Here is a 20813-nt window from a genome sequence, read left to right as displayed (position 1 = left end):
TCAAACTCTCCGATAAAAGTTTGAATAGCTCTTTAAAAATAAATCTAGAATTAACGTTGACGTATTGTCTTGTTTTGTTCAGTTTTCAAGGTTCAATATGCGATCACTCCGTTAGAAGCGACTTTATTAATTTATCACAAATCACTTTGTGATGTCAACTGTTTTTCAAAATTATTTATTGGTGTTTCTTCTAAATAATTCATTGTGTTTCAGCGACGTTTATTACTATATCAAGTTTTTAAATAAGGGTCAATACATTTTGTGAACTTTTTTAATAAATTATTTCAAGCACATTACTTCTTTTACATCCATCACTTCTCCTTAAGAGATTCTCCTCATTATGGACAGCCTATTTCCATTGATGAGATTGCAGCTCCTGCTTGTCCATAAACTTAAAACAGGAGCTTTCTTGCCATTAATAGGTTTCTTTCTTGGCTGCCGTCTTCATATATTTCAAACATTCCTTATGACTCGCAAATCGTTTAAAAAGGGAAAATAAGATTTTATACCGTTCATCCATTGCTCTCTTAACGATATGATCAATTCGAGAATCTTTTAGATCAAATAGGATTTCATCCATTTCTCTTTTCAATAAATACTCTATTTCCTGTTTCTCTCTATCATTAATCATTAACCCCAGCAAGTATGTCACCCCTTTATGTTTGTATTTGTAGTTTTTTCCATTAAGTGAAATTTATAATCATTTTTTCATCAGATAGATATTTTTTCCGGGGACATGCATATCTTTAATAAATATAGACGGTTGAACGGAGGGATGATTCTGTGAATACGTTTCATACAGTGAACGCTAAGAAATTAAAGCAAATTAGTCTGATCATCGTGATCTCTTTCTTTACTGCTTTGTTTGTATATAGCAGTAACCTCTCGAGCCTTTCCGTATTTGGTACGAAAGATGGTCCGAAAGCGATTTACAAAGGGGAAAAGGGAATAGCGATTACCTTTAACATTGGTTGGGGGGATGAAAAGGCCAAGCCTATTCTTGAGGAATTGAAGAAGAGGAATGTTACATCCGCTACCTTCTTTCTTTCGGGAGCCTGGGCTGAACGTCATCCTGATCTAGTGGAACAAATCGTGAAGCAGGGCTATGAAATCGGAAATCTCGGCTATGCTTATTCCGACTATACGGAGATGGAACCGAGTAAGATTAAGCAGGATATATTGAAAGCCGATACCGTCTTTAAGAAACTGAATGTGAAAGAAGTGAAATTATTACGGGTACCAACTGGTCATTTGAACAAAGAAACGTTAAAGGTGGCTGATTCTCTAGGCTTAACAGTCGTCCACTGGAGTGTCGACTCCAAGGATTGGACAAATCCCGGAGTAGCAGAAATCACTAAGAATGTAAGCAAGGCTAAAAAAGGGGATATCGTCCTTCTCCATGCATCAGATTCTGCCAAACAGACGAAGGATGCCTTGCCGTCCATTGTAAGTGAGCTAAAAAAGAAAGGTAACTTCATTACCGTGTCTGATATGATCTCAAACGGTGATGCCAAATCATCCTTAATACAATAAAAAAATCCCGCAGATGAGATATGTTCATCTGCGGGATTTTTTTCAGCTCTTGGCCGAGTGCTTTTGTTCTCTTTCTATTTGGGATTTCTCTATATACTTAGGAAGGCGTAACAGCTGGAATGCGTTACAGGCAAGTAAAGCTAGTAGCATTAGATACAGCCATCTCACCGAATTCACCAATAACACCGGTAGCCATTCTAGTGTTGTCACTACAATCATAAAAAACAGTGCTGATACAAATGTGTTGGTTTTAGCTTCTGATTGTCTGTTCTTTACATAAGCCACGATAAGGCCCACCGCTAAAATTCCAAAGCCGAGCAGAATATACGGCGAATATGATTCACCCTCTACAGCAAATGCCCTGAACCGGAAGTAAATCAAATCAAACAGTACAAGGGCAATCAGTACCAGTTGAACGGAATTCCACAAGCTCTTAAACATTCCCATTCCGAATTGATGAATGGTCAAGTAAGCAAAGTACCCCATTTGACTGATGACACTGAATGTAAATCCGACAAATATGAACCAAAGCAGACTTGATAATATGCCAATCACGTCGCCGTCTTGAAAATATGGTCCGAACTGATCCCATCTGATAAGAAGGGCGGCCACACCTGTTACGGCTCCACCGATTACTAACGTATGAATAAATAAACGAATCCAATTGCGGATGGTCACTTCTATTTTCCCCCATATAAAAAAATATACACTCATTTGATTGTACCAACGCATGTTTAAAAAATCCAGATTCCAATTATCCCTGTGCATATTTTTTTCGTTTTTTCTCATATTAAATGTAAGGGAATTTGTATGGAAGGAGCCTACCCATGAAAAAATATTCCTTTCTTTTTCTACTGACCGTCCTTCTTCTATCCGCTTGTAGCGGTGGTGGAGAAACGGGCAGTGGCAAAATGGATTATGAAGAAACCAAGAAAATGGTTGTCGATATATTAAAGACCGACGATGGAAAAAAAGCCATCCAGGAAGTCATGTCAGATGAAAAAATGAAATCTGAGCTCATTATGGATCAGAAAGTCGTTACGGATACCATTTCCAAAACGCTGACATCCGACAAAGGAACAGAGTTCTGGAAAAAATCCTTTGAGGATCCGAAGTTTGCAGAAGCCATGGCCAAAAGCATGAAATCCGGCAACGAAAAATTACTCAAAGACTTGATGAAAGATCCCGAGTATCAAGGAATGATGATGGACCTCCTCAAGGATCCTGAATTCAAGAAAGAACTTACAGAAGTCTTAAAAAGCCAGGAATACAAAGAATATCTGCAAAAGGTCATCACCGAAACATTTGAAAGCCCATTATTCAAGGCTAAACTTCAGGATGTACTATTGAAGGCTGCCGGCGAAATGAAAGATGGGGGGAAAAGTGAAGGCGGCGGAAGCGAATCCTCTTCTTCTGGAGATAGTCAGGGAGGTTCCGGGGACACCGGAGGCTCAGGCAGCGGAGGCGGCGGGCAATAAGGCTGGTAACCGCTTTGTTTGATCCTGGAATTTCAAAAGGACAAATGCAGTTTCTGCATTTGTCCTTTTTAGCTGTTTCCCTACGATAGCTTTTCAATCACTTTATGTGCGATTTCGCCATATATCTGACCAAGTCGGTGATCTTCTGCATAAATAGAAGGAGCAAAATCCTCTTCATTCCAGTCCGGCTGTTGAAGCGGAAGCTTACCTAATAAGTCTGTACGGAGTTCTTCTGTAAGCTTCTCTCCTCCGCCTTGACCGAATACGAATTCCTTTTCACCGGTCAGTTTGCTTTCAAAATAAGACATGTTTTCTACTACCCCTAGAATATCGTGATCCGTTTGAAGGGCCATTGCACCTGCACGAGCCGCTACGAATGCTGCCGTTGGATGCGGAGTCGTCACGATGATCTCCTTACAATGCGGAAGCATCGTATGAAGGTCGAGAGCCACGTCTCCAGTCCCCGGAGGAAGATCGAGAAGTAGATAGTCTAAATCGCCCCACTCGACTTCAGAGAAGAAGTTATTGAGCATTTTCCCAAGCATCGGTCCTCTCCAAATGACAGGTGCGTTATCTTCTACGAAGAATCCCATGGAGATGACCTTTACCCCGAATCGTTCTACTGGAATAATTCTCTCTCCCCTCACGACTGGGCGTTTCACGATTCCCATCATATCTGGTACGCTAAACCCATAAATGTCGGCATCCACCAGCCCCACTTTTTTACCTTGACGGGCTAAAGATACGGCCAGGTTGACGGATACCGTTGATTTCCCCACTCCGCCTTTTCCGCTGGCAATCGCGATGAAGGTTGTCTTACTTGCAGGTGATAATAAATCCGTTCCTTCTCCACCCGCTCCTCTATGCTTTTCAAGCTCCTCTTCGGGAAGCTCCGTGAATCGTATTCCTACAGATTCCGCTCCGTTCTCTTTTAACACTTGGACAATTTGTTGCTGGAACTGCATTTGCTCCCCAGTACCTGTCTTCGCGATGGCAATCTTCACACTGACATGGTTCTTTTCTTCTTTTACGGAAATGTCTACAACTCCATTTGTTTCTTGTAACGTTTTATTTAAAAAAGGATCTTTTAATCCAAATAATAGCTCTCGCGTCTGTTGTTCCGTTAACATGAATAACCACCCTTTATTTATGTATTCGTTTTCAACTTTCTGTGTTCAGTATAACATATTCTGCATTGAATGAATGCTCAAAAGGTTTTGAATGCATTTGTTGAATAATAAAATAAGGATCTTTTGATATGCTATCACCAGACCCCGATTTATCAAATGCTCTGTCATTTAGAGGTGCCAGAGCGTGAGGGGAACTACTCCGCTTTTCACGGACGTTCGGCCGGGCCTTCTCACCAAATAGACGGGAAAATTCCGCTTGATTAGTAATGAATATTTAAAAAGGCAGAAATAGACGGAATGATTCCGCTTATTTACTCAAAAGAATACAAAAATAGGTGATTTTTTTTGCATAGTCGGAAAACCTCCGCTTATTTACACCAATATAACTTCCACTCTGAATATAACCGGAAAATCTCCGCTTATTTTATTTTGGCTTGTTCTTCTATAAAGGGCAAGACATTTCAATTGTATTCCCAATAAAGAAACTCGCCAAATTTCCTCGGCGAGTTCTACTTTCCATATACTATTCAAACTGCCAATTCGGCACATATTTTTTAAAAAGCACCTCAAAACGAAACCATTTAGTTATTCCTCGTCAGCTTCTTTTTTGTCATTATCGTCCATGGTCAGGTAGTTGAGTACACCTTGATACACAGAGGCAGCAATTTTTTGCTGGTAATCCTCTTTTAGAAGGTTTGCCCGCTCACCTGGATTGGATAGGAACCCAATCTCCACGAGGGCACCGGATTTTTTCGCGTGTTTTAGGATGTAGACATTTTGAAGACCTTTTGCTTCTCTTGTCGTGTTTTCTAAATTCCGAGTAAGTTCTCCTTGAATGGCTTTAGCAAGAGCTTTGTTTTCTTCATACTTAGGATTATAAAACGTTTGGGCCCCGCTCCATTTCGGAGAAGGAATGGAGTTCAGGTGTATGCTAAGAAACATATCCGCCTCTGACTCATTAATTAAGCTGAGCCTTTTCTTTAAATCCTCCACTTTCCGTCGGCTATATCCTCTTGTATCTTCATCTGCCAGATCTTCATCCTTCTCACGTGTCAGGATCACGAGAGCTCCTTGTTCTTGTAGATAATCCCGTATCATTAAAGATACATTTAGAGCAATATCCTTTTCCAGGGCTTTCTGATCACCCGCTCCGCCATCCGGTCCACCATGCCCTGGATCTATATAAATGATTTTACCTGATAGGGGAAGATTCCAAGAGTCCCATGTATCCTTGTCTAAAATCTTATATTGAATGATAAATAATAATATAGCCAGTGCAGAAATTATCCCGATAACCTTCAGTTTCTGAACCATCCCAGTCCTCCCATTTCCAGTCTTAACCACGGAAAAGAATTCCCGCTGCCTTTACTAAAAAATATGGGACAAGAATGGGATTTAGAACTGAAATTAATTCAAACGCAGTTTGTGACGCTTGATTCCTTTTTCATATCCTTCAGACCACCATGTTTCAACGAAGTGTTCACAGCAAAAGTAAAAGGACTCATCAACCTGATTGGAGACACCCATCTCAGACCAGTACAACCAGAAGTTATAAAGCGTATCGATAAAATGCTTCATTTCTTCCTCACAGCGCTTTTTGACTAACTCTGTGTCTTCACCTGAGTAACCGAATTTACTCACCTTGCCTCCGAGTAAGTAGGCTTCTATGGCTACATCAAAACATGCCTCATCAAACCCCTGCTGCATAAATACGCCGCCTTGAACCTTTATATATCCAAAATGCCGCCTCACGCTCTCCTGCAGCATCTTAATCGAAATTTCTTTCAGTAACGTTCTTTCCGTCTTAATTTGCTTTTCTCTTCTCTTTGTATTGAAAGTTGTAATAACGTTCAAATCATCCACCCCTTTGAACGTATTTTCCTACCCAACACCGCACTTCATTCGAGTAACTGTTACCAATTTTTTGAGGGACGGACCTCCATAATGAGCCTTCGAAAGGATATAGTTTCTTGGTATAAATGCATATTGGTACAGAATCTCATGAGAATTGGAGGTCCGTCCCTCAAAACGAACTCCCTCAACGCAATAAAAAAAGCCCAGCCGACAGAATCGGCTGAGCTTTTGTGTGAAATAATAATTAACGCTTAGAGAATTGTGGCGCGCGACGTGCACCTTTAAGACCGTATTTTTTACGCTCTTTCATACGAGAGTCACGAGTTAATAATCCAGCGCGTTTTAGTGTTCCACGGTATTCTGGGTCTGCTTGTAGTAAAGCACGAGCGATTCCGTGACGGATCGCACCAGCTTGACCAGCATAGCCTCCACCATTAACGTTTACTAAAACGTCATAGTTACCAAGAGTTTCAGTTGCAACTAGTGGTTGCTTAATTACTTCTCTTAGTGCTGCGAATGGGATATAAACTTCTACTTCACGATCATTGATAACAATGTTTCCGTTACCTGGTACTAAACGTACACGAGCTACTGAGCTCTTACGACGACCAGTTCCGTAATATTGAACTTGAGCCAAGATAATAACCTCCTCTTATTAATTATCCACGAAGTTCGTAAACTTCAGGTTGTTGTGCTTGATGTGGATGCTCTGCTCCAGCATATACATGTAATTTCTTGAACATTTGACGACCTAGAGAACCTTTAGGAAGCATACCTTTGATAGTAAGCTCTAACATTTTCTCAGAGTAGTTTGTACGCATTTCTAATGCTGTACGTTGTTTTAAACCACCTGGGTGATTTGTGTGACGGTAGTAGATCTTGTCCGTTAACTTCTTCCCAGTTAATTCAATTTTTGAAGCATTAAGAATGATTACATGATCACCAGTGTCAACATGTGGTGTGAATGTTGGTTTGTGTTTTCCGCGTAGAATTGAAGCAACTTCACTGGATAGACGTCCAAGAGTTTTACCTTCAGCATCTACAACGAACCATTTACGATCGATTTGGTTGGCTTTTGCCATATACGTTGTACGCATGATTTAACCTCCTATTTAATGAATCCGTAGTATTTATTTTCTAATCACAATAAGTTTCCGGGGCTTATCGTGGGGTTAATAACATACCATATGCTATATTATCTTGTTCCCAGTCTATTGTCAAGAGAATGTTACACCAGGATTAGTTGTTTTAGTATTTTTTTTGAAACATGATTATCATTAATAATGCATGTTCAGGATTTCCAATAATAAACTTTTGTTCTGTATATAGATAGCGCCCGTTGTTTTCCGCTCCAGGTGCTCGCTTTCGGCGGGGCGTGAGTTGAGCACCTTCCGCTACAATCCACAAAAGGGTGCTTACTAAATCTCAGCAGAACCATAATCCACCTTCCACAAATACAACCCATGCGGGGGTGCGGTCTTTCCTGCACGATCACGATCCCGGGCTTCCAGTATTCCAGGTATATCTTCTACAGGAGTATTCCCAGAACCTACCTCCAATAAAGTACCTACCAGGATCCTCACCATATTATACAAAAATCCATTTCCCACAAATGAAAAGATGATTTCTTCTTCATGCTCATGAATGCCAATATGGTGGATCGTCCTTACTTTGTCTTCCACTTCTGTCTTAGCCGAGCAGAAACTGGTGAAGTCATGCTCACCGATGAGGTGACTGGCAGCACGCTCCATGTCGGACACCGAAAGACCATAAGGATAGTGAAGGGCGAAGTGACGTTTGAATGGACTTCTCGATTCTCCCGTATAGACCCGGTAGCGGTACTCCTTCTTCTCCACCGAAAACCTTGAGTGGAAGTCAGCGGAAACAAAAGCAGCGTCTTTCACAGTCACCTCATCGGGTAACCTCGTATTGAGTACAACCGGCCATTTCTCTTCTGGAATGGATAGGGGTGTATCAAAATGAAACACCTGGCCATTGGCATGTACTCCTGCATCCGTCCTGCCAGAACCACTGATACGTATTCTCTCACCCTTATGGATGGACGATAAGACGTCTTCCAGGACACCCTGGACGGTCCGTTCTCTCGGTTGTACCTGATAACCATGAAAAGACGTCCCATCATAGGCGATGGTACACTTCACTCTTTGCATTCGCGACACTCCCGTTATCCTCTGAAAATGATTAATACAGCTGTCAGGAGGGCAAGGACAATTAACGCTCCTGTATCCTTCTTATGCCAGGATAACAGGCGGTATTTCGTCCTCCCCTCTCCTCCTTGATAGCCTCTTGCTTCCATGGCGGTCGCCAGGTCTTCAGCCCTTTTAAAAGCACTGACGAAAAGAGGGATCAATAAAGGGATGATGGCCTTGATCCGGTCTTTAATCGGGCCTGATGAAAACTCGGCACCCCTTGCGATCTGGGCCTTCATGATTTTGTCGGTCTCCTCCATTAACGTCGGGATAAAGCGAAGGGAAATCGACATCATCAGTGCCAGTTCATGAACAGGGAACTTCACTTTCTTCAATGGATTCAAAAGAGTTTCAAGTCCATCTGTAATCGTTATGGGAGAAGTCGTCAGCGTCAATAAAGATGTAACAAGAATAAGATAAAAGAATCGTAAAGAGATAAAAACCCCTTGCCTTAAACCCTCTTCATGAACAGACAATACCCCCAAGTCAAGAATGACCGGGCCTTCCTTTGTGAAAAATACATGTAAAAAGAACGTAAACAGAATCAGCCAAAGAATGGGCTTCAGTCCTCCGATGATGAATCGGATGGATAAATTGGATAAAATGAGTGCGCTAAACGTAAAAAGACCGAGCAGTGCGTACGTAACAGCATTATTTGCCAGGAATACGACGCATATAAACCCGAATATAAATAATAGCTTTGCCCTCGGATCCATTTGGTGAAGGATGGATTTCGCCGGTACATATCGACCGAAAATCATTTTCTCCATCATAGCCCCTCACCCCCATCCCGAGTTGCACGGATAGCTGATGCCAATTCATCTATCGTTAAACAAGTCTTCGGAAGTTTCTTCCCTGACCTCTGTTCAAACTGATATTGAAAACGGACGACATCGGGAACGTCCAATCCCATCTCAAACAGTTCATCGGCACCTGAAAAAATGTCTCTGGGACTTCCTTTTCTCTTTAAACGTCCTTTTTGCATGATGACGATCTCTTCTGCGTAATGAGCAGCATCCTCCATACTATGAGTCACAAGAATCGTGGTCAGACCTTTTTCCTTATGAAGGGTATAGAACATGTCCATGATCTCCCGTTGCCCCCTTGGATCAAGCCCTGCCGTCGGCTCATCCAGTACAATGACCTCAGGATTCATGGCCAGCACACCTGCAATGGCAACACGTCTCATTTGTCCGCCTGACAGATCAAATGGGGATTTCTGCAGTACGTCCTCTGACAGTCCCACTTTAACGATCAGTTCTTTGGCTCTCCGGATCGCTTCTTCCTCCGACACCCCGAAATTCATGGGCCCGTAGCAGATATCCTTGAGGACGGTTTCCTCAAACAGCTGATGTTCTGGGAATTGGAAGACGATGCCTACCTTCTGTCTGACCGGCTTTAAGTTCTTCACCTTTTGCTTTGCCTTGATTTCGTGCTCACCTACTTGGACGAGTCCATCTGTGGGTTTTAATAATCCGTTTAGATGCTGCACCAGTGTAGACTTCCCTGAACCGGTATGGCCGATCACCGCGAGAAACTGACCTGTGGGGATTGAAAGATTAATATCTTCAAGGGCAAGTTTTTCGAATGGAGTGTTGAATGAATATCGGTATTCTACCTGTTGAAATGTGATTTGCATAATTCATCCACCAACTCTTCTTCTGTAAAATAAGTTTTAGACAAGGAAATACCTGCTTCTTTCAAAGCTCCTGCAAGCTTAATGGTAAAGGGGGAATCCAAGCCAAGCTTCAATAGCTCGTCCTCCAGAAGGAAAATGTCCTCTGGAATCCCTTCCTTAAAGACCATCCCTTGATTTAAGACAATCATTCGATCTGCCTTTGTTGCTTCCTCCAGGTCATGGGTGATGGAGATCACCGTTAAGTTCTCTTCCTCTTTCAGCTTCCGTACTGTTTCAAGGACCTCTTGTCTTCCTTTTGGATCAAGCATCGATGTTGCTTCATCTAAGATGATGATTGATGGCTGTAAGGCTACAACGCCTGCAATCGCTACTCGCTGCTTCTGACCACCTGATAAATGGTGCGGCTCTTGATCAAGAAAATCTTCCATATGGACACTTTTTAAAGCATCATTGACCCTCTGTACCATCGATTCATTCGGTACGCCATGGTTTTCTAACCCAAAAGCCACATCATCTTCCACTGTAGCACCAACAAACTGATTATCGGGATTCTGAAAAACCATACCTAGCTTTGAACGGATGTCCCAAATAGAGTTTTCAGCAAGAGTGATTCCATCCACCGTCACAAGTCCCTTCTCCGGGAAGTGTAGACCATTCAACATTTTGGCTAAGGTGGATTTACCTGACCCATTATGACCGACAATCGCCAGCCACTCACCTTGATTGACCGTCAGGCTGATGCCTTTCAGGGCGTAGGATTCCTGATCAGGGTATCTGAAATACACATCTTCAACTTTAATGATTTCCTTCAATTCTGTAACCTCCTCTACGCTATCCTAACTCAGCTCTGCTAAAACCTTTGCATATAAAAAAAAGCCTGCACCCCGACCAAAGAAAAGAGAGTCTTTTCTTGTTCATCCACTGAACAGCTTCTATGAACATAGAAGTTGGAAGGGGTGCACGAGCTAGACGAGTCAGACAGCGCTGCTCATCGTAACGCTCTGCTTTTCATCACATGCACTTATACAAAAAGGGCAAAGAAGCAGTTAAGGATTAACTGTCCCGCCCTTAATGTTAGAAGTCACGAATTATTAAACTAATTCGATGATTGCCATTGGAGCACCGTCACCACGGCGAGGACCAACCTTCATAATGCGAGTATATCCGCCTTGACGCTCTGTGTAACGAGGAGCGATGTCAGAGAATAACTTTTGTAAAGCATCTTGGTTGTTTTCAGCGTTTGCAACTTCTTTACGAATGAATGCACCAGCTTGACGACGCGCGTGAATGTCACCACGTTTACCGAGTGTGATCATTTTTTCCACAACTGAACGAAGCTCTTTCGCACGAGTTTCAGTTGTTTCGATGCGCTCGTTAATGATTAGGTCTGTAGCTAAATCACGTAGCATTGCTTTACGTTGAGCACTGGTACGTCCTAACTTTCTGTAAGCCATTAAGGGTTCCCTCCTTTGTTGAGTCTATATATGAAAGAAGATGTTATCAGTCGTCTTTACGTAAACCGAGTCCAAGGTCTTCAAGTTTAACTTTAACCTCTTCAAGGGATTTACGTCCAAGGTTACGCACTTTCATCATATCTTCTTCAGTCTTGTTAGCAAGCTCTTGAACAGTATTGATTCCAGCACGCTTCAGGCAGTTATAAGAACGAACAGAAAGATCTAATTCTTCGATGGTCATCTCAAGAACTTTTTCTTTTTGGTCTTCTTCTTTTTCTACCATGATTTCAGCATTCTGCGCTTCATCTGTAAGGCCAACGAAAATATTTAAGTGTTCTGTTAGAATCTTAGCACCTAAAGAAATCGCTTCTTTTGGTCCAATACTTCCATCAGTCCATACATCAAGAGAAAGTTTATCGTAGTTCGTCATTTGACCAACACGAGTATTTTCTATTTGATAGTTAACGCGTGAAACTGGAGTGTAAATAGAATCGATTGGGATCACGCCAATTGGAAGATCCTCACGTTTGTTTTGGTCTGCTGGTCTGTACCCACGACCACGGGATGCACTTAAACGCACACGGAAGTGACCACTCTTAGATAACGTTGCGATGTGTAAATCAGGATTTAACACTTCAACATCACTATCATGAGTAATATCAGCAGCCGTCACGACTCCTTCACCCTGTACATCAATCTCCAGCGTTTTTTCTTCATCAGAGTAGATCTTCAACGCTAGCTTCTTGATATTCAAAATGATGGATGTGACATCCTCTACGACGCCTTCAATTGTTGAAAACTCATGCAGTACTCCATCTATTTGAATAGATGTGACAGCAGCACCTGGGAGTGACGATAATAGGATACGACGTAAGGAGTTACCCAAAGTTGTACCATATCCACGCTCAAGTGGTTCTACGACGAACTTTCCATATGTGGCATCATCGCTGATCTCAACCGTTTCAATTTTTGGCTTTTCAATTTCGATCATTAATATTTACCCTCCTTCAAAACGTCGAAACTCCGGGCTAAATAAGATAAAGTCCGAAATTCCCCATGTTTACGTTCCCTATTGTGCACCAACAACTGGTTACTTTTCTGAATGAACGTATCTTGTATCATATCCCATTATAGACAACGATACAAAATTTATACAGAAAATTAAACGCGGCGACGTTTTGGTGGACGGCATCCATTATGAGGAACTGGAGTAACGTCTCTGATTGCAGTAACTTCTAGACCTGCTGCTTGAAGAGCACGGATAGCTGCTTCACGACCAGCACCAGGACCTTTAACTGTTACTTCAAGAGTTTTTAGACCATGTTCTTGAGAAGCTTTAGCTGCTGTTTCAGCTGCCATTTGCGCTGCGAATGGAGTAGATTTACGAGAACCTCTGAATCCTAGTGAACCTGCACTTGACCAAGCAACAGCATTTCCGTGAACATCAGTAATAGTTACGATTGTGTTATTGAATGTAGAACGAATGTGTGCAATACCAGCTTCGATATTCTTTTTCACACGACGTTTACGAGTATTAGTTTTACGTGCCATACTAAGAAGTAACCTCCTTTACCTATTATTTTTTCTTGTTAGCTACAGTCTTACGAGGACCTTTACGTGTACGAGCATTGTTCTTCGTATGTTGTCCACGAACAGGTAGTCCACGACGGTGACGAAGACCGCGGTATGAACCGATTTCCATAAGACGTTTGATGTTTAGTGATACTTCACGACGAAGATCACCTTCTACTTTTAATTTATCAACGATATCACGAATCTTTCCTAGTTCGTCGTCAGTAAGATCGCGAACGCGAGTATCCTCAGATACACCAGCTTCAGATAAGATTTTCGCTGCAGTATTTTTACCAATACCGTAGATGTATGTTAATGAAATGACAACACGTTTGTCACGTGGAATGTCTACACCAGCAATACGTGCCATAGTGATAGCGCACCTCCTTTAAGATTAGCCTTGTTTTTGTTTGTGTTTAGGGTTTTCACAGATAACCATGACTTTACCTTTTCTACGAATAACTTTACATTTTTCGCAGATCGGCTTAACAGATGGTCTAACTTTCATCTTATTCTAACCTCCTTAATAGTACGGAGTGCAATAGATTATTTATAACGATAAGTGATTCTACCACGAGTTAAGTCATACGGTGATAATTCTACTGTTACCTTGTCACCAGGTAGGATACGAATGAAATGCATACGGATCTTTCCTGAAACATGTGCCAGTACTGTATGACCATTTTCTAATTCTACCTTAAACATCGCATTGGGCAAAGTCTCGGCGACCTTACCTTCAACTTCAATTACATCATCCTTAGCCATCGAACATGTCTCCCTTCTTCTCATCATTTAACACTTCGTTAACAAACTTTGAAACAGCATAACGCAGTTTACCGTTCGTTACTCTGCCTGATTCTATAATACTGTTTTGAACTTCTGGAGAAACATAGTCACACAAGTGAAGATGAGCGATGTTCTTTCGCTTGGCGCGATCAAACTTTCGTCTATCCCCATCCGCTATGAGTACAAAACGTTCATCCAACTGCTGAACAACGACCGAGTAGCTTCCTGTTTCTCTCCCTTTAAGGGTTTGAACAATCTGGCCAATCCTCGGAACCGTCGTATCTGACTCGATCAATCCAATCACCTTCACTTAGGCTTTCGTCAATATCTCATAGCCGTCTTCAGTAATTGCAATGGTGTGTTCAAAGTGCGCACACATTTTATCATCTACTGTGACGACTGTCCAGTTATCTGATAACGTTCTAACATATCGACTACCTGCATTAACCATTGGTTCAATAGCCAGTACCATGCCAGGCTTCAGACGCGGACCTTTGTTGGGTGGTCCATAATGAGGGATTTGCGGGTCCTCATGTAAGTCTTGACCAACTCCGTGTCCCACATACTCCCGAACGATCGAAAAGCCATTAGCCTCAACAAAAGTTTGTATACTATGAGAGATATTCGACAGACGCTCGCCTGGTTTCGCTTCTTTTAGTCCAAGGAATAATGATTCCTCTGTAACATCCAGAAGCTTCTGGGTTTCATCATCTATTGTTCCAACTGGATATGTCCAAGCTGAGTCACCGTGATAACCGTTATATTTAGCACCGATATCGATACTGATTATATCGCCATCCTTCAATACCCGATCGCCTGGAATTCCATGTACCAACTCATTGTTGACTGAAGCACAGATGCTGCCACGAAACCCATTATACCCTTTAAAAGATGGAATTGCATCATGTTTACGAATGAATTTTTCAGCAATTGCATCCAATTCTTTCGTCGTAATTCCCGGAGAAATATACTTTTGCAATTCCGCATGAGTTAATGCAACGATCTTACCAGCATGCCGCATAATCTCAATCTCTCTCGGAGTTTTAGAAATGATCATTATGAAAGGCCTCCAAGTAGTTCATCAATGTCATCAAACACTCTATGGATGTCTTGTTGACCGTCAATGTTTTTCAGATAGCCCTTATCTTCGTAGTAAGCCAATAGTGGTTGGGTTTGTTTGATGTTTACGTCCAAACGGTTTTGAACTGTTTCTTCGTTATCATCTGCGCGTTGATATAACTCGCCGCCGCAGCGATCACAAACACCCTCTTCTGTTGGCGGGTTAAAGACAAGATGATAAGTAGCGCCGCACTCTTTACAGATTCTGCGACCTGTCAAGCGCTCCATCAGGATGTCCTTATCTACATTTATATTAATGACATAATTCATTTTTTTACCAAGATCAGCTAGGATGTTTTCAAGTGCTTCTGCCTGAGCAACCGTTCTCGGAAACCCATCCAGTAAGAAGCCTTTTTCACAGTCCGCTTTGCTTAATCGTTCACGTACGATGCCGATTGTTACTTCATCAGGAACAAGATCGCCATTATCCATGAATGATTTAGCCTTCAAGCCTAGTTCAGTACCTTCTTTAATAGCTGCACGGAACATATCGCCTGTAGAGATATGGGGGATACCATATTTATCTACGATCTTTTCAGCTTGAGTGCCTTTTCCTGCGCCTGGTAAGCCCATAAGAACTATATTCACTCGTACTCCCCCTAATTGTCTATAAAATGGTTTCAGGAACGATACGTTCCCGAAAACCCTCTTATTTAATGAATCCTTTGTAGTGACGTTTCACTAACTGTGCCTCTAGTTGCTTCATTGTCTCAAGTGCAACCCCTACTACGATCAGTAAGCTTGTTCCACCGATTTGAGCTGCAGGAGGTAATCCTGCAAAGTTAATGAAGAAAACTGGTAGGACTGAAATGACAGCTAAGAAGATAGCCCCAACAAATGTTAGACGATACAGAACGCGAGTGAGATACTCTTGTGTGGTTTTACCTGGACGAATACCAGGGATATATCCACCTTGCTTCTTCAAGTTTTCAGCCATTTGTTCTGGATTCACTTGAATGAAAGCATAGAAATACGTAAAGGCAACGATCAGAGCTACATAGATGATCATACCAACTGGTTTGGTGTAATCAAAAATGTACTGGATAGTACTGGTCACATCATTATCTCCAAAGAAGGATGAAATGGTCTGTGGCGTGATAATGAAAGATATCGCAAAGATAACTGGAATAACACCCGCAGCATTTACCTTTAATGGTAGATGTGTTGATTGTCCACCAACCGGACTACGCCCCACTAAACGTTTTGCATATTGAATCGGAATTTTACGAAGTGCTTGTTGGATAAACACGACACCAACCACGATTGCAATAACCGCTAAAACAAGAAGTGCAAGAACCACAATGCGAAGGAAGAGCTGTTCGCCTGCCCCCTCGATTTGTTGAGCATAGATTTGGTTGACAGTGTTAGGGATCGCAGCGACGATACCCGCAAAGATCAGGATCGAAATACCATTCCCAACACCTTTAGCCGTGATTTGTTCACCCAACCACATAAGAAAAGCCGTACCAGCTGTTAGAACTAACGCTATTAGTAGGTACGTACTGACTCCCGGGCTTTGGATAAGCATTCCACCGTAAATTCTATTGAAGCCATAGGACATACCTAAAGCTTGGATAAACCCTAGAATGATAGTGAAATAACGTGTGAACTGAGCTAGTTTTCGGCGCCCGACTTCACCTTGCTTAGACCACTCAGTAAACTTCGGCACAACATCCATTTGCAGGAGCTGTACAATGATCGAAGCCGTGATATAAGGCATGATTCCCATCGCGAAGATGGAGAAGTTCTTTAACGCACCGCCACCAAATGTATTCAGGAATCCAAGGATCCCTGCCTGGTCTTGCATTTTTAGTACATTAGCGTCTACGTTTGGTACCGGAATAAAGGTACCAAGACGAAAGACAATTAACATTAGAAGGGTGAAGATAATTTTGTTTCTTATATCACCCACGCGCATAAAATTGGAGACAGTTTGAAACATTAGATCACCTCGGATGTACCGCCAGCAGCTTCGATAGCTTCTTTAGCAGTGGTTGAGAATTTGTTTGCTTTTACTGTAAGCTTTTTCTCGATTGAACCTTTACCAAGAATCTTAATTCCTGCTTTTTCGTTTCTCACTACACCAGATTCTACAAGTAGAGCTGGAGTAACTTCTGTACCATCTTCGAAGCGATTCAATGCGTCAAGATTGACGATTGCATATTCTTTACGATTGATGTTCGTGAATCCACGTTTTGGTAGACGTTGGAACAATGGTGTTTGACCACCCTCGAAGCCAGGACGAGTTCCGCCACCTGAACGGGCGTTTTGTCCTTTATGACCTTTACCAGCAGTCTTTCCATTACCTGAACCAATACCACGTCCTACACGATTGCGGACTTTACGTGAACCTTCTGTAGGCTTTAACTCATGTAATTTCATGTCGGCACCTCCTTCTTTTTAAGCGTTAAGAATTATTTTTCAGTTACTGTAACAAGGTGAGCCACTTTGTTGATCATACCGCGGATAGCAGCATTATCTTGTTGCTCAACTGTTTGGTGCATTTTGCGAAGTCCTAAAGCTTCAACCGTTTTGCGTTGATCTTGAGGACGGCCAATGATGCTGCGAGTGAGGGTAATTTCTAGTTTGTTAGCCATCGTTATCCCTCCCTTAACCTAAGATCTCTTCTACTGATTTACCACGTAGTTTAGCTACGTCTTCAGCACGCTTTAATTGTTTTAAACCTTCGATAGTAGCGCGAACCATGTTAATTGGAGTGTTAGATCCTAATGATTTAGATAGGATATCTTGAACACCAGCTAATTCAAGTACGGCACGAACAGGTCCACCGGCGATGATTCCTGTACCCGCAGAAGCAGGTTTGATCAGGATCTGACCAGCACCAAATCGTCCAGTTACTAGGTGAGGAGTTGTACCTTCAACCATAGGAACTTCAATTAGATTTTTCTTCGCATCTTCAATCGCTTTACGGATTGCATCAGGTACTTCCTGAGCTTTACCAGTTCCGAAACCAACGTGACCGTTTTTGTCGCCCACTACTACAAGAGCAGCGAAACGGAAACGACGTCCACCTTTAACTACTTTCGCAACACGATTGATTGTAACTACGCGTTCTTCAAATTCTAGTTTGCTTGGATCAATACGACGCATCTGGATTGTCCCTCCTTTTTTTATTAAAATTCTAAGCCGTTTTCACGAGCTGCTTCAGCTAAAGCTTTGATACGGCCATGATATAAATATCCACCACGGTCAAATACTACGGATTTTAATCCTTTTTCTACTGCACGTTTCGCAACTAGTTCTCCAACTTTTGCTGCTGCATCAGTTGTAGCAGAAGAATCTAGGTTGAAATCTTTATCTTGAGAAGATGCACTAACTAGAGTAACACCATTCATATCATCGATAAGTTGAGCGTAGATATTTTTGTTAGAACGGAAAACGTTCAAACGAGGACGAGTTTCAGTTCCAGTAATCTTTGAACGGACACGAGCATGTCTTTTCTTACGTGTTTTGTTCTTATCTGGCTTAGTAATCACCTACGGTCACTCCTTTCTTTTGCCTACGCGGCATTATTTACCTGTTTTACCTTCTTTACGACGAACATATTCACCTTCGTAGCGAATACCTTTTCCTTTGTAAGGCTCAGGAGAGCGTACAGCACGAATGTTAGCAGCTAATGCTCCAACACGTTCTTTGTCGATACCTTTGATAGATATCTTTGTATTAGCTGGTACTTCGATCTCGATACCTTGTTCTGGTTCGATCTCAACTGGGTGAGAGTAACCAACGTTAAGTACAAGCTTCGTACCTTGTTTTTGAGCACGGTAACCTACACCGACTAGCTCAAGATTTCTTTGGAATCCTTTAGATACACCTTCAACCATGTTCGCGATTAGGGCACGAGTTGTACCGTGTAACGCGCGGTGTTCTTTTGCATCAGAAGGACGAGTAACTGTCGCTACGTTTCCTTCTAATTCAACTTTAATATCAGAATTGAATGTACGAGAAAGTTCCCCTTTAGGTCCTTTTACAGTTACAGTGTTGTTTTCACCTACTGTTAGAGTAACGTCAGATGGAATTTCTACTGGTAGTTTTCCTACACGTGACATCCTGTTGCACCTCCATTCATATAAAAAATATTACCAAACGTAAGCTAGTACTTCTCCGCCTACTTGTTGAGCACGAGCTTCTTTATCAGTTAAAACACCTGTAGAAGTAGAAACAAGTGCGATACCTAAACCGTTTAGTACTTTAGGTACCTCTGTTGATTTTGCATATACACGTAAACCAGGTTTAGAGATACGCTTTAATCCAGTAATTACTCGTTCGTTGTTTGCTCCATATTTTAAGAAAATGCGGATAACACCTTGCTTGTTATCTTCTACATATTCTACGTCACGTACGAAACCTTCACGTTTAAGGATTTCTGCAATTTCTTTCTTGATGTTAGAAGCAGGAACTTCTAATCTTTCGTGACGAACCATGTTCGCATTACGGATGCGAGTTAGCAAATCTGCAATTGGATCTGTCATTGTCATAATAATTTACCTCCTTCCCAATATAGGGTATTACCAACTAGCTTTCTTAACGCCAGGAATCTGACCCTTGTATGCAAGTTCACGGAAACAAATACGGCAAAGCTTGAATTTACGGATAACTGAATGAGGACGTCCGCAACGTTCGCAACGAGTGTACGCTTGAACATTATGCTTTGGCGCGCGTTTTTGTTTCGCAATCATAGATTTTTTAGCCACATTTTCGCCTCCCTTATATAGCGATTACTTTTGGAATGGCATTCCGATTTGTGTCAATAATTCACGAGCTTCTTCGTCTGTGTTCGCAGTTGTTACGATAACGATATCCATACCGCGTACTTTAGACACTTTATCATAATCAATCTCAGGGAAAATCAATTGCTCTTTAACTCCTAATGTGTAGTTACCGCGACCGTCGAATGCTTTTTTAGAAACACCACGGAAGTCACGTACACGTGGAAGTGAAACAGAAATTAATTTATCTAAGAATTGGTACATACGCTCTCCGCGTAGAGTAACTTTTGCACCGATTGGCATACCTTCACGAAGACGGAAGCCTGCGATAGATTTTTTAGCTTTTGTAACAACTGGTTTTTGACCAGTGATTTGAGTTAATTCATCAACAGCTACATCAAGAGCTTTTGAGTTTTGAACAGCATCACCGATACCCATGTTGACAACGATCTTTTCAACTTTAGGTACTTCCATTACTGATTTGTAATTGAATTTGCTAACTAGAGCTGGACTGATTTCTTGTTGAAATTTTTCTTTTAGGCGGTTCATTCAGAATACCTCCCTTCTTAATCGTACTATTTATCTAGAACTTCACCTGATTTTTTTGCTACACGTACTTTTTTGCCGTCTTCTGTCTTGTAACCTACACGAGTTGGCTCGTTAGATTTCGGATCTAGAAGCATAACATTTGATACATGGATAGATGCTTCCTGGCTGATGATTCCGCCTTGCGGGTTCATCTGTGAAGGCTTGGCGTGTTTTTTCACAACGTTGATACCTTCAACTAGCACTCGGTCTTTCTTTGGGAATGAAGCAAGAACAACACCTGTTTTGCCTTTGTCTTTCCCAGTAATGACCATTACTTTATCGCCTTTTTTTACATGCATTTCATCGCACCTCCTTGAATGGCCCAATGCTAATATCTATTAAAGAACTTCTGGAGCTAAAGATACAATTTTCATAAAGTTGCTGTCACGTAGTTCACGGGCAACAGGTCCGAAGATACGAGTTCCACGTGGTCCTTTATCGTCACGGATAATGACACAAGCGTTCTCGTCGAACTTGATGTAAGTACCGTCTTGACGACGTACACCAGACTTAGTACGTACAACAACCGCTTTTACTACGTCACCTTTTTTAACAACGCCACCTGGTGTTGCTTGTTTTACTGTACACACGATAACATCACCGATGTTAGCTGTCTTGCGTCCAGAACCACCAAGTACTTTGATAGTTAATACTTCACGAGCACCAGAGTTGTCAGCAACTTTTAAACGTGATTCTTGTTGAATCATGTAGGTAACCTCC

General features: G+C 41.8%; 33 protein-coding genes. 2 read left to right on the top strand and 31 right to left on the bottom strand.

The annotated features are described in order from the left end of the window. Positions 1-415: 415 nt before the first annotated feature. A complete protein-coding gene (locus tag KYJ26_RS06150) occupies positions 416-643 on the bottom strand; it encodes a hypothetical protein (protein WP_113970914.1) in 228 nt (75 codons plus the stop codon). A gap of 140 nt (positions 644-783) precedes the next feature. On the opposite strand from KYJ26_RS06150, the gene pdaB reads away from it, so the two are divergent. Then, entirely contained in the window at positions 784-1533 is a 750-nt protein-coding gene (gene pdaB / locus KYJ26_RS06145; protein ID WP_219166410.1) for a polysaccharide deacetylase family sporulation protein PdaB, read from the top strand. 42 nt (positions 1534-1575) lie between these two features. On the opposite strand, the gene KYJ26_RS06140 is transcribed toward pdaB, so the two are convergent. After that, the gene (locus KYJ26_RS06140; protein ID WP_219166409.1) at positions 1576-2211 is read right to left on the bottom strand and encodes a KinB-signaling pathway activation protein; all 636 of its coding nucleotides are present in this window, start codon (positions 2209-2211) and stop codon (positions 1576-1578) included. Between the two features lie 149 nt (positions 2212-2360). Here KYJ26_RS06140 and gerD point away from each other — a divergent pair, with 149 nt between their 5' ends. Beyond that, a complete protein-coding gene (gerD, locus tag KYJ26_RS06135; RefSeq protein WP_219166408.1) occupies positions 2361-3011 on the top strand; it encodes a spore germination lipoprotein GerD in 651 nt (216 codons plus the stop codon). An 80-nt stretch (positions 3012-3091) separates the two neighbouring features. Here the strand turns inward: gerD and KYJ26_RS06130 are convergent, their stop codons facing one another. From KYJ26_RS06130 to rplN, 29 genes are all read right to left on the bottom strand, one after another. Then, positions 3092-4141 carry an Mrp/NBP35 family ATP-binding protein gene (locus KYJ26_RS06130; RefSeq protein ID WP_219166407.1) on the bottom strand — a complete coding sequence of 350 codons (1050 nt, stop codon included), beginning with the start codon at positions 4139-4141 and terminating at the stop codon, positions 3092-3094. A 585-nt stretch (positions 4142-4726) separates the two neighbouring features. Next, positions 4727-5455: an N-acetylmuramoyl-L-alanine amidase CwlD gene (cwlD, locus tag KYJ26_RS06125; RefSeq protein ID WP_219166406.1), complete on the bottom strand. Its 729-nt coding sequence runs from the start codon at positions 5453-5455 to the stop codon at positions 4727-4729. A gap of 93 nt (positions 5456-5548) precedes the next feature. Then, a complete protein-coding gene (locus KYJ26_RS06120) occupies positions 5549-5995 on the bottom strand; it encodes a DUF2521 family protein (protein ID WP_219166405.1) in 447 nt (148 codons plus the stop codon). 244 nt (positions 5996-6239) lie between these two features. Then, positions 6240-6632 carry a 30S ribosomal protein S9 gene (gene rpsI / locus KYJ26_RS06115; RefSeq protein WP_034765933.1) on the bottom strand — a complete coding sequence of 131 codons (393 nt, stop codon included), beginning with the start codon at positions 6630-6632 and terminating at the stop codon, positions 6240-6242. A gap of 22 nt (positions 6633-6654) precedes the next feature. Further along, a complete protein-coding gene (rplM, locus tag KYJ26_RS06110) occupies positions 6655-7092 on the bottom strand; it encodes a 50S ribosomal protein L13 (RefSeq protein ID WP_034765935.1) in 438 nt (145 codons plus the stop codon). A gap of 321 nt (positions 7093-7413) precedes the next feature. Then, complete coding sequence (truA, locus tag KYJ26_RS06105; protein ID WP_219166404.1) at positions 7414-8166, bottom strand: tRNA pseudouridine(38-40) synthase TruA; 753 nt, start codon at positions 8164-8166, stop codon at positions 7414-7416. A 14-nt stretch (positions 8167-8180) separates the two neighbouring features. Further along, positions 8181-8978, bottom strand: coding sequence for an energy-coupling factor transporter transmembrane component T family protein (locus KYJ26_RS06100; protein ID WP_219166403.1), 798 nt, complete (start codon positions 8976-8978; stop codon positions 8181-8183). Further along, positions 8975-9844 carry an energy-coupling factor ABC transporter ATP-binding protein gene (locus KYJ26_RS06095; RefSeq protein WP_219166402.1) on the bottom strand — a complete coding sequence of 290 codons (870 nt, stop codon included), beginning with the start codon at positions 9842-9844 and terminating at the stop codon, positions 8975-8977. Before KYJ26_RS06095 ends, KYJ26_RS06100 begins: the two co-directional genes overlap by 4 nt. Beyond that, on the bottom strand, positions 9820-10656 hold the full coding sequence (locus KYJ26_RS06090; protein WP_219166401.1) for an energy-coupling factor ABC transporter ATP-binding protein: 837 nt from the start codon (positions 10654-10656) through the stop codon (positions 9820-9822). The genes KYJ26_RS06095 and KYJ26_RS06090 overlap by 25 nt, the downstream gene beginning before the upstream one ends. Positions 10657-10935: 279 nt before the next feature. After that, on the bottom strand, positions 10936-11298 hold the full coding sequence (gene rplQ / locus KYJ26_RS06085; RefSeq protein WP_034765940.1) for a 50S ribosomal protein L17: 363 nt from the start codon (positions 11296-11298) through the stop codon (positions 10936-10938). A 46-nt stretch (positions 11299-11344) separates the two neighbouring features. Further along, entirely contained in the window at positions 11345-12289 is a 945-nt protein-coding gene (locus tag KYJ26_RS06080) for a DNA-directed RNA polymerase subunit alpha (RefSeq protein ID WP_034765941.1), read from the bottom strand. Positions 12290-12459: 170 nt separating this feature from the next. Continuing rightward, a complete protein-coding gene (gene rpsK, locus KYJ26_RS06075) occupies positions 12460-12849 on the bottom strand; it encodes a 30S ribosomal protein S11 (RefSeq protein ID WP_032085294.1) in 390 nt (129 codons plus the stop codon). Positions 12850-12874: 25 nt separating this feature from the next. Further along, positions 12875-13240, bottom strand: a complete 366-nt coding sequence (gene rpsM / locus KYJ26_RS06070; protein ID WP_034765943.1) for a 30S ribosomal protein S13 — start codon at positions 13238-13240, stop codon at positions 12875-12877. Positions 13241-13264: 24 nt separating this feature from the next. Beyond that, positions 13265-13378, bottom strand: coding sequence for a 50S ribosomal protein L36 (rpmJ, locus tag KYJ26_RS06065; RefSeq protein WP_003156543.1), 114 nt, complete (start codon positions 13376-13378; stop codon positions 13265-13267). A 38-nt stretch (positions 13379-13416) separates the two neighbouring features. After that, positions 13417-13635, bottom strand: coding sequence for a translation initiation factor IF-1 (gene infA, locus KYJ26_RS06060; RefSeq protein WP_034765945.1), 219 nt, complete (start codon positions 13633-13635; stop codon positions 13417-13419). Further along, complete coding sequence (locus KYJ26_RS06055; RefSeq protein ID WP_374939755.1) at positions 13628-13948, bottom strand: RNA-binding protein; 321 nt, start codon at positions 13946-13948, stop codon at positions 13628-13630. Before KYJ26_RS06055 ends, infA begins: the two co-directional genes overlap by 8 nt. A gap of 18 nt (positions 13949-13966) precedes the next feature. Continuing rightward, a complete protein-coding gene (gene map, locus KYJ26_RS06050; RefSeq protein WP_206857900.1) occupies positions 13967-14713 on the bottom strand; it encodes a type I methionyl aminopeptidase in 747 nt (248 codons plus the stop codon). Continuing rightward, positions 14713-15363 (bottom strand): adenylate kinase, encoded by a 651-nt coding sequence (locus KYJ26_RS06045; protein ID WP_219166399.1) that lies wholly within the window; start codon positions 15361-15363, stop codon positions 14713-14715. The genes map and KYJ26_RS06045 overlap by 1 nt, the downstream gene beginning before the upstream one ends. 61 nt (positions 15364-15424) lie before the next feature. Next, on the bottom strand, positions 15425-16717 hold the full coding sequence (secY, locus tag KYJ26_RS06040) for a preprotein translocase subunit SecY (protein WP_219166398.1): 1293 nt from the start codon (positions 16715-16717) through the stop codon (positions 15425-15427). After that, positions 16717-17157 (bottom strand): 50S ribosomal protein L15, encoded by a 441-nt coding sequence (rplO, locus tag KYJ26_RS06035; RefSeq protein WP_206857904.1) that lies wholly within the window; start codon positions 17155-17157, stop codon positions 16717-16719. The genes secY and rplO overlap by 1 nt, the downstream gene beginning before the upstream one ends. 32 nt (positions 17158-17189) lie before the next feature. Next, positions 17190-17372, bottom strand: a complete 183-nt coding sequence (rpmD, locus tag KYJ26_RS06030) for a 50S ribosomal protein L30 (protein WP_034765956.1) — start codon at positions 17370-17372, stop codon at positions 17190-17192. A gap of 13 nt (positions 17373-17385) precedes the next feature. Further along, positions 17386-17886 carry a 30S ribosomal protein S5 gene (gene rpsE / locus KYJ26_RS06025; protein ID WP_044340531.1) on the bottom strand — a complete coding sequence of 167 codons (501 nt, stop codon included), beginning with the start codon at positions 17884-17886 and terminating at the stop codon, positions 17386-17388. A 23-nt stretch (positions 17887-17909) separates the two neighbouring features. Then, a complete protein-coding gene (rplR, locus tag KYJ26_RS06020; protein WP_034765960.1) occupies positions 17910-18272 on the bottom strand; it encodes a 50S ribosomal protein L18 in 363 nt (120 codons plus the stop codon). A gap of 33 nt (positions 18273-18305) precedes the next feature. Continuing rightward, positions 18306-18845 carry a 50S ribosomal protein L6 gene (gene rplF, locus KYJ26_RS06015; protein ID WP_219166397.1) on the bottom strand — a complete coding sequence of 180 codons (540 nt, stop codon included), beginning with the start codon at positions 18843-18845 and terminating at the stop codon, positions 18306-18308. A 30-nt stretch (positions 18846-18875) separates the two neighbouring features. Next, the gene (rpsH, locus tag KYJ26_RS06010) at positions 18876-19274 is read right to left on the bottom strand and encodes a 30S ribosomal protein S8 (RefSeq protein ID WP_034765964.1); all 399 of its coding nucleotides are present in this window, start codon (positions 19272-19274) and stop codon (positions 18876-18878) included. Positions 19275-19304: 30 nt separating this feature from the next. Continuing rightward, entirely contained in the window at positions 19305-19490 is a 186-nt protein-coding gene (locus tag KYJ26_RS06005; RefSeq protein WP_044340528.1) for a type Z 30S ribosomal protein S14, read from the bottom strand. A gap of 24 nt (positions 19491-19514) precedes the next feature. Continuing rightward, positions 19515-20054 (bottom strand): 50S ribosomal protein L5, encoded by a 540-nt coding sequence (gene rplE, locus KYJ26_RS06000; RefSeq protein WP_034765967.1) that lies wholly within the window; start codon positions 20052-20054, stop codon positions 19515-19517. A 26-nt stretch (positions 20055-20080) separates the two neighbouring features. Next, positions 20081-20392 carry a 50S ribosomal protein L24 gene (gene rplX / locus KYJ26_RS05995; protein WP_034765969.1) on the bottom strand — a complete coding sequence of 104 codons (312 nt, stop codon included), beginning with the start codon at positions 20390-20392 and terminating at the stop codon, positions 20081-20083. Between the two features lie 39 nt (positions 20393-20431). Beyond that, positions 20432-20800 (bottom strand): 50S ribosomal protein L14, encoded by a 369-nt coding sequence (gene rplN / locus KYJ26_RS05990; protein ID WP_032085280.1) that lies wholly within the window; start codon positions 20798-20800, stop codon positions 20432-20434. Positions 20801-20813: the final 13 nt, after the last annotated feature.

It is taken from the genome of Rossellomorea orangium (assembly GCF_019334305.1).
Lineage (GTDB): Bacteria > Bacillota > Bacilli > Bacillales > Bacillaceae_B > Rossellomorea.
Note: the sequence above shows the minus strand (reverse complement) of the source record. Positions and strands in the feature narration are given on the sequence as shown.

Bases quoted from the DNA above. Each gene is read 5' to 3' on its own strand.
- rpsH (WP_034765964.1), bottom strand. From the start codon at position 19,274: ATGACAATGACAGATCCAATTGCAGATTTGCTAACTCGCATCCGTAAT.
- rpmJ (WP_003156543.1), bottom strand. From the start codon at position 13,378: ATGAAAGTTAGACCATCTGTTAAGCCGATCTGCGAAAAATGTAAAGTT.
- rpmD (WP_034765956.1), bottom strand. From the start codon at position 17,372: ATGGCTAACAAACTAGAAATTACCCTCACTCGCAGCATCATTGGCCGT.
- map (WP_206857900.1), bottom strand. From the start codon at position 14,713: ATGATCATTTCTAAAACTCCGAGAGAGATTGAGATTATGCGGCATGCT.
- secY (WP_219166398.1), bottom strand. From the start codon at position 16,717: ATGTTTCAAACTGTCTCCAATTTTATGCGCGTGGGTGATATAAGAAAC.
- rplF (WP_219166397.1), bottom strand. From the start codon at position 18,845: ATGTCACGTGTAGGAAAACTACCAGTAGAAATTCCATCTGACGTTACT.
- KYJ26_RS06100 (WP_219166403.1), bottom strand. From the start codon at position 8,978: ATGATGGAGAAAATGATTTTCGGTCGATATGTACCGGCGAAATCCATC.
- truA (WP_219166404.1), bottom strand. From the start codon at position 8,166: ATGCAAAGAGTGAAGTGTACCATCGCCTATGATGGGACGTCTTTTCAT.
- rplN (WP_032085280.1), bottom strand. From the start codon at position 20,800: ATGATTCAACAAGAATCACGTTTAAAAGTTGCTGACAACTCTGGTGCT.
- cwlD (WP_219166406.1), bottom strand. From the start codon at position 5,455: ATGGTTCAGAAACTGAAGGTTATCGGGATAATTTCTGCACTGGCTATA.
- rplE (WP_034765967.1), bottom strand. From the start codon at position 20,054: ATGAACCGCCTAAAAGAAAAATTTCAACAAGAAATCAGTCCAGCTCTA.
- rpsM (WP_034765943.1), bottom strand. From the start codon at position 13,240: ATGGCACGTATTGCTGGTGTAGACATTCCACGTGACAAACGTGTTGTC.
- rpsE (WP_044340531.1), bottom strand. From the start codon at position 17,886: ATGCGTCGTATTGATCCAAGCAAACTAGAATTTGAAGAACGCGTAGTT.
- rplO (WP_206857904.1), bottom strand. From the start codon at position 17,157: ATGAAATTACATGAGTTAAAGCCTACAGAAGGTTCACGTAAAGTCCGC.
- KYJ26_RS06080 (WP_034765941.1), bottom strand. From the start codon at position 12,289: ATGATCGAAATTGAAAAGCCAAAAATTGAAACGGTTGAGATCAGCGAT.
- infA (WP_034765945.1), bottom strand. From the start codon at position 13,635: ATGGCTAAGGATGATGTAATTGAAGTTGAAGGTAAGGTCGCCGAGACT.
- KYJ26_RS06130 (WP_219166407.1), bottom strand. From the start codon at position 4,141: ATGTTAACGGAACAACAGACGCGAGAGCTATTATTTGGATTAAAAGAT.
- rplX (WP_034765969.1), bottom strand. From the start codon at position 20,392: ATGCATGTAAAAAAAGGCGATAAAGTAATGGTCATTACTGGGAAAGAC.
- rplM (WP_034765935.1), bottom strand. From the start codon at position 7,092: ATGCGTACAACGTATATGGCAAAAGCCAACCAAATCGATCGTAAATGG.
- rpsK (WP_032085294.1), bottom strand. From the start codon at position 12,849: ATGGCACGTAAAACTAATACTCGTAAACGTCGTGTGAAAAAGAATATC.
- rplQ (WP_034765940.1), bottom strand. From the start codon at position 11,298: ATGGCTTACAGAAAGTTAGGACGTACCAGTGCTCAACGTAAAGCAATG.
- gerD (WP_219166408.1), top strand. From the start codon at position 2,361: ATGAAAAAATATTCCTTTCTTTTTCTACTGACCGTCCTTCTTCTATCC.
- KYJ26_RS06095 (WP_219166402.1), bottom strand. From the start codon at position 9,844: ATGCAAATCACATTTCAACAGGTAGAATACCGATATTCATTCAACACT.